The 6,098-nt window shown below is 34.2% G+C and carries 7 protein-coding genes and 1 pseudogene; 1 reads left to right on the top strand and 7 read right to left on the bottom strand.

The window, feature by feature from the left end:
- From PHC28_RS14525 to PHC28_RS14495, 7 genes and pseudogenes are all read right to left on the bottom strand, one after another.
- Positions 1-198, bottom strand: a pseudogene (locus PHC28_RS14525) (hypothetical protein); the annotation flags it as partial.
- Between the two features lie 104 nt (positions 199-302).
- A complete protein-coding gene (gene rlmD / locus PHC28_RS14520) occupies positions 303-1,715 on the bottom strand; it encodes a 23S rRNA (uracil(1939)-C(5))-methyltransferase RlmD (RefSeq protein ID WP_300102163.1) in 1,413 nt (470 codons plus the stop codon).
- Positions 1,716-1,816: 101 nt separating this feature from the next.
- Complete coding sequence (locus tag PHC28_RS14515; protein WP_300102160.1) at positions 1,817-2,263, bottom strand: hypothetical protein; 447 nt, start codon at positions 2,261-2,263, stop codon at positions 1,817-1,819.
- Positions 2,264-2,296: 33 nt separating this feature from the next.
- A complete protein-coding gene (locus PHC28_RS14510; RefSeq protein WP_300102157.1) occupies positions 2,297-2,989 on the bottom strand; it encodes an SGNH/GDSL hydrolase family protein in 693 nt (230 codons plus the stop codon).
- A gap of 63 nt (positions 2,990-3,052) precedes the next feature.
- Positions 3,053-3,940, bottom strand: coding sequence for a cysteine synthase CysM (gene cysM / locus PHC28_RS14505; RefSeq protein ID WP_300102152.1), 888 nt, complete (start codon positions 3,938-3,940; stop codon positions 3,053-3,055).
- Positions 3,941-4,732 (bottom strand): serine O-acetyltransferase EpsC, encoded by a 792-nt coding sequence (epsC, locus tag PHC28_RS14500; protein WP_300102149.1) that lies wholly within the window; start codon positions 4,730-4,732, stop codon positions 3,941-3,943.
- 341 nt (positions 4,733-5,073) lie between these two features.
- Positions 5,074-5,352: a DUF2752 domain-containing protein gene (locus PHC28_RS14495; protein WP_300102146.1), complete on the bottom strand. Its 279-nt coding sequence runs from the start codon at positions 5,350-5,352 to the stop codon at positions 5,074-5,076.
- Between the two features lie 131 nt (positions 5,353-5,483).
- On the opposite strand from PHC28_RS14495, the gene PHC28_RS14490 reads away from it, so the two are divergent.
- Positions 5,484-6,035 (top strand): Smr/MutS family protein, encoded by a 552-nt coding sequence (locus PHC28_RS14490; protein ID WP_300102143.1) that lies wholly within the window; start codon positions 5,484-5,486, stop codon positions 6,033-6,035.
- The last annotated feature ends 63 nt before the right edge of the window (positions 6,036-6,098 follow it).

Genomic DNA, 6,098 nt, shown 5'->3' with positions numbered 1-6,098 from the left:
AAAAACAATTCCTTCGGGAGCTCCGTCACCAATGACTTTTAAATTGGTCACTTTTTTCAATAAAGACGGCGTAGTAATATCATAAAAATCTATCACAAGTCGGGGAGTTGTAGAGGTATTGGCATCGCAAATATCGTCTTTCTCACAACTGGAGAAAGAGAATGTTGCAATCAGTAAAAGTATAATTATTTTTTTCATAAATTATTTATTTGGTACAAGTCAATGATAGTCATAAATCTTTAAATATCAATTTCAATGGCAAAAATCTGCAATTAAAAATCGTTAATCTTAAATCTACAATCTTATCTTCTCTCCAAAAGTACAACATTTTCTACGTGATGCGTTTGCGGAAACATATCCACTGGTCGAACACGAGAAACCTTGTATTTTTCGTCCATTAAAGCCAAATCACGCGCTTGTGTTGCTGAGTTGCAACTTACATACACAATCTTTTCTGGTTCAATTTTCATTATTTGTTCAATTACATCTTTGTGCATTCCGTCACGTGGAGGATCGGTGATAATCACATCGGGTTTGCCGTGTTGAGCGATAAAACTTTCGTTAAAAACCACTTTCATATCTCCCACATAAAACTCGCAATTCGTAATATTGTTGCGTTGGGCGTTGGCTTTAGCGTCAATAATTGCTTCGGGAACGCTTTCTACTCCAATTACTTTCTTGACGTTTTTCGATACAAATTGAGCAATTGTTCCTGTTCCTGTGTATAAATCATAAACAATTTCATTTCCTGTCAATCCAGCAAAATCACGTGTGATTTTATACAATTCGAAGGCTTGGTCGGAATTAGTTTGGTAAAAAGATTTGGCATTAATGCTAAATTTCAAACCTTCCATTTCTTCCAGAATATAATCTCTTCCCTTGTAAAGTTTGATATTTTGGTCATATAAAGTATCGTTGGCTTTATTATTGACCACATATTGCAACGATGTAATCTGAGGGAATTTCTCGTAAATATGATCTAAAAGTAATTCTCTCTTGACTTTATCATTTTCGAAAAACTGAACCAAAACCATAATTTCTCCCGTCGAAGCAGTACGCATCATTAAAGTTCTTAGCAAACCTTCGTGATTTCTAGGATTGAAAAAAGTCAAATCATTTTCGTTGGCGAAAGCCCTGATTTCGTTGCGAATCGCATTCGATGGGTCTTCCTGAAGATGACATTTATTGATATCTAAAATCTTGTCCCACATTTTCGGAATATGAAAACCTAGTGCGTTTCTGTTTCCTAAATATTCAGTGCTGTCAATTTCTTTTTCAGTTAACCAACGACTGTTCGAAAACGAAAACTCCATTTTATTTCTATAGAAAAATTGTTTTTCAGAGCCTAAAATCGGTTCAAAATCGGGAAGTTCTATTTTTCCAATGCGTTGCAAATGGTTTTGTACCTCGTTTTGTTTGTAGTACAATTGCTGGCTGTATTTCATATTTTGCCATTTGCAACCGCCGCAAACACCAAAATGTTCACAAATTGGGTCGATTCTATGTTCTGAAAATTCGTGAAATTTTACTGCTTTCCCTTCATAATAAGCTTTGCGCTTTTTGAAAGTTTGCACATCAACAACGTCTCCAGGAACGACGTTGGGAATAAAGATTACTTTTCCATCGGGAGCTTTTGCCACCGAAACGCCTTTTGCACCTGCATCGAGGACTTTTATATGATCAAAAACGATCTTGTCTGTATTTTTCTTTGCCATAGCGCAAAAATAAGGCTTTGGATGGTTTTATAAATTCAAATTGGGAAATATTTTTGAAAAGTTGACATCTATTTTAGATTCATCAAAAATAAAAGGGAAATCTATTGCTGCTTTTTCTTTATCCATTCATAATTGACTATGGCGAGACCGTAGAAAATAGAATCGGCAGTTATTTTTCCAAAGACGATTCCTGTGAAATAATTTCCGGTTAAAATGGGCATCCAATACATACAAAATGGGCGAATGAAGAAGAAATCTAAAATGGCAGGATAACCAAATTCTAGAAGTAGGTTTCGAATCAATAGAACCACTTCTTTTAGAGGTGTTTTTTTATTTATGGATTGATTAGTTTTAACCAAATTTTGGTACGCCATAAATAAAATGACACCATAAAAGGCAAAATATTCGGAGAAAGTTATTAAATAAGCGGTCGTCAAACCATCAAAGATTCTACTAAATTGAGAACTGGCTAATGCAGCAGATGTAGCTGATAATTCGGCATATTTATACCGATCAAACCATTCTTTAAAATTGGATTTATTGAACATTTTTAGTTTTTATAATAGACACAGATATGATATTTATTTTGACGACAACACATTCATTATCGCTTTTTCTACCAAAGGATCCATCACCTCATAGCCGGTTTTGTTGGGATGGACTCCGTCACCTGAGTAGGCTGCTTGCAGTCCCTTTTGTTCATCTACCATCGAAGAATAATAATCGAGATACAAAATTCCATTGGTATCAGCATATTTTTTTATCATTGCGTTTAGAGTTACAATTTTTTCGGCAGGGAAAGTGCCTTTATTCCAAGGGAAATCATAAGCGGGAAGCACGGAACATAAAATTACTTTAATATGGTTTGCTTTGGCCAATTCAGCCATCGAAAAAATATTGTTAGTAATCATTTCCAGTGTTGAAGGCCCTGTATTTCCTGCAATATCATTGATTCCAGCCATTATTATTACTAATGATGGTTTTAAATCAATCACATCAGCTCTAAAACGAATGAGCATTTGAGGGGTAGTTTGTCCGCTGATGCCTCGATTTACATAAGGTTTTCCGGCAAAAAACTCGGGGTTAGTGACAGACCAAAATTCAGTTATGGAATCTCCCATAAATACAGTTCTTTTTTGTCCTGATTCTAATGGTTTTAGAGAGGTATTTTCGTTTTGGTATTTAGTCAAATTTGCCCAATCTTGAGCGACTGCATTTTGTGACATAAAGATTGATAAAAAGATGATGTAGTAAATAGATATTATGTTCTTCATTAGAGTTAAATTGGATTATTATATTTAAAGATAAAAGAAGAAAATTGTTTTTTAGCGTTTAATTTAATCAAACAAATCCGAAGACAGGTAACGATCGCCACGGTCGCAAATAATGGCTACCACGACTCCTGATTCTAGTTGGTTGGCAACTTTTAAAGCAACGGCAACAGAACCTCCGCTACTCATTCCTGCAAAAACACCCTCTTCAAGGGCTAAACGTTTTGTCATTTCTCTTGCTTCTTTTTCGCTTACTTCGATAATAGTATCTACTTTTGAAGCATCAAATATTTTGGGCAAATATTCCTGAGGCCATTTTCTGATTCCTGGAATTTGAGAGCCATCACTTGGTTGCGCACCAATAATTTGTATGGCTGTATTTTTCTCTTTTAAGTAAGTAGAAGTTCCCATTATAGTTCCAGTAGTTCCCATTGCCGAAATAAAATGGGTTATCGTTCCGTCAGTGTCATTCCAAATTTCAGGACCTGTGGTTTTGTAATGCGCTTTCCAATTATCTTCATTGGCAAACTGGTTCAACATAATATAGCCGCCTTCAACTACTTTTTTATCAGCATAATCTCTTGAACCAATAATTCCTTCTTTTGCTGGTGTCAAAATAACAGTAGCACCGTAAGCTCTCATTGTTTGGGTACGTTCTTTGGTAGAATCTTCTGGTAGAACCAGTTCAATTTCTATATTGAATAATTGGGCAATCATTGCCAAAGCAATTCCAGTATTACCACTCGTAGCTTCAATAAGTTTGTCTCCTTTTTTAATTTCGCCTCTTTCAATTGCTGAGGCAATCATATTATAAGCTGCGCGATCTTTCACACTTCCGCCAGGATTATTTCCTTCGAGTTTTAATAAAAGTTTGACGTTTTTATTTTTTACCAAATTCACGGTTTCCACCAAAGGTGTGTTTCCAATCAGGTCTAATATTTTTTTTGGCTCCATCTATTTTAGCTCTTTTATTTTTACTTCGGTGATGGTGGTATTAGTCACGATTGACTTTTCAGGAATCGATTTGGTAATCCAAGTATTTCCTCCAATAATACTGTTTTTTCCAATGGTAGTTTCGCCCCCTAGAATTGTGGCATTGGCATAAATACATACATTTTTTTCCACCGTAGGATGTCTTTTTGCATTCTTCATTTCTTTGCTAACGCTCAAGGCTCCCAAAGTTACTCCTTGGTATAATTTTACGTGTTTTTCGATTACAGTTGTTTCTCCAATAACAATTCCAGTGGCGTGGTCAATAAAGAAAGGAGAGTCAATTGTTGCACCGGCGTGAATGTCAGTTCCTGTTATTTGATGGGCATATTCGCTCATTAATCTCGAAAAAAGTAACATATCTAAATGATATAATTCGTGACTTAATCTATAAATGGCGATGGCATAAAATCCGGGGTAAGCAAGATAAACTTCTTCAATACTATTTGAAGCGGGATCGTTTTCCAATATATATTCTGCATCTTGATTTAGTTTTTCGAGAACCAAAGGCAGTTTTTCTAGGAATTGTTTCCAAACCCCTTCGCAAATATCTTTCGGTTTTTTGCAGGAGATTATGGAAATCTCTTTGAATAGTTTTTCGAGTTCATCTACACTTTGATTTAAAGAAGCATTAGAATCAAACAAAGTATAGAATAGTTTCTCGGTAAAAGTCTCTACTTGTGTTTTGATTCCGTAATTGATGGAAAAATGACTTTTTAAAGCGGCTATATTTTTGATAATTATCTCTTTTGACACGATTGTATAATTGAATAGTTATTAGAAAGTGGTAAAAGTAAGGTGTTTTTAGAAATTGCCACAATTATAGAGTAAAAAACACTTTGAAAATACATAAAAATAAAAATTAATGAAAGATGAATTGACTTTTATCTCAATCTGATTTTATAATATGTAAATTACTGTCCGCTTAGCGGACTAATGCCCAAATAAAGCACGCAGATGACACGGATTAGACGGATTTTCGCTGATATTAATATAAAAATCCGTTTTTATCGGCTTAAATCCGTGTCATTCGTGTGCTATTTTCAAAATTGGTGCAAGTAACGGATAGTCATAATGTGTAAATTACTGTTTCAGTTCTAGTAATGTTTGTAAAGATAACCAATTAGCATAAAAAGACTGGTTAGAATAGCTGTTGCTTTGAGTGGTTTCTTGTAATTATGTTGTTTGTCCACAAAATGCAAACCAACTATTATAAAGAAGATGAGCATTACATAAATGGCGGGATACATTTTGAAAGCCGCAACAAAATCACCTTTTAGCAAGAGAAACAAAGCTCTTTGAAATCCACATCCCAAACACTCAACTCCAAAGAGAGTTTTGCTTAAGCAAGGAATCATATATTTTTCTAAATCCAATGATTTTGTTTTTATAATTTTACAAAAATACAAGAATCCTTTCAATAATAAATGATGTTGTTTTAAAGTTCATTACTTTTGAAATCTCATACCAAGTGTTGTATATAAATCAAAATAAATTAAGTAAGAAGATGTTAGTTAAAGGAGATAAAGTTTCGGTTTTAGATGAAGCTATAAATGGTGTAGTGTTCTCAGTAAATGGTAATGAAGTCACAATTGAAACCGAAGATGGTTTTATGATGAAGTTTATGGACAATGAGTTGCTTAAAGTAAATGAATCCAGTAATTTAATGGATTCTATAAAAAGAATAAATATAGGTGAAGTTGTCAAGGAAAAAGAAATTCCAAAACCAAGAAGTTTTGTCAAAGAAAAGAGAGATAAACGTGAAATTCCAGCTCCAGAATTCGATTTGCACATCGAAAAATTAGTTCCTAACAAACGCGGAATGTCTAATTACGACATACTGACTTTACAATCCGAAACGGCGAAACGACATATAGAATTTGCCATCCGCAACCGCATTCCGAAGATTGTTTTTATACACGGAGTTGGCGAAGGAATTCTAAAATCAGAACTTGACTTTTTATTAGGAAGATATGACAATATTGCTTTTCAAGATGGCAATTACCAAAAATATGGACAAGGAGCCACCGAAGTTTACATTAAACAAAATAGTAAATAAGCAGGAATTAGTTAGTCAATAAATCACCATAGAGAAAACTATCTCCGAGTCTAAAATCACTAT

This window comes from Flavobacterium sp., from assembly GCF_028712645.1.
Taxonomy (GTDB): domain Bacteria; phylum Bacteroidota; class Bacteroidia; order Flavobacteriales; family Flavobacteriaceae; genus Flavobacterium.
This window is presented reverse-complemented; position numbering and strand designations above follow the sequence as displayed.

Bases quoted from the DNA above. Each gene is read 5' to 3' on its own strand.
- rlmD (WP_300102163.1), bottom strand. From the start codon at position 1,715: ATGGCAAAGAAAAATACAGACAAGATCGTTTTTGATCATATAAAAGTC.
- PHC28_RS14510 (WP_300102157.1), bottom strand. From the start codon at position 2,989: ATGAAGAACATAATATCTATTTACTACATCATCTTTTTATCAATCTTT.
- cysM (WP_300102152.1), bottom strand. From the start codon at position 3,940: ATGGAGCCAAAAAAAATATTAGACCTGATTGGAAACACACCTTTGGTG.
- PHC28_RS14490 (WP_300102143.1), top strand. From the start codon at position 5,484: ATGTTAGTTAAAGGAGATAAAGTTTCGGTTTTAGATGAAGCTATAAAT.
- PHC28_RS14515 (WP_300102160.1), bottom strand. From the start codon at position 2,263: ATGTTCAATAAATCCAATTTTAAAGAATGGTTTGATCGGTATAAATAT.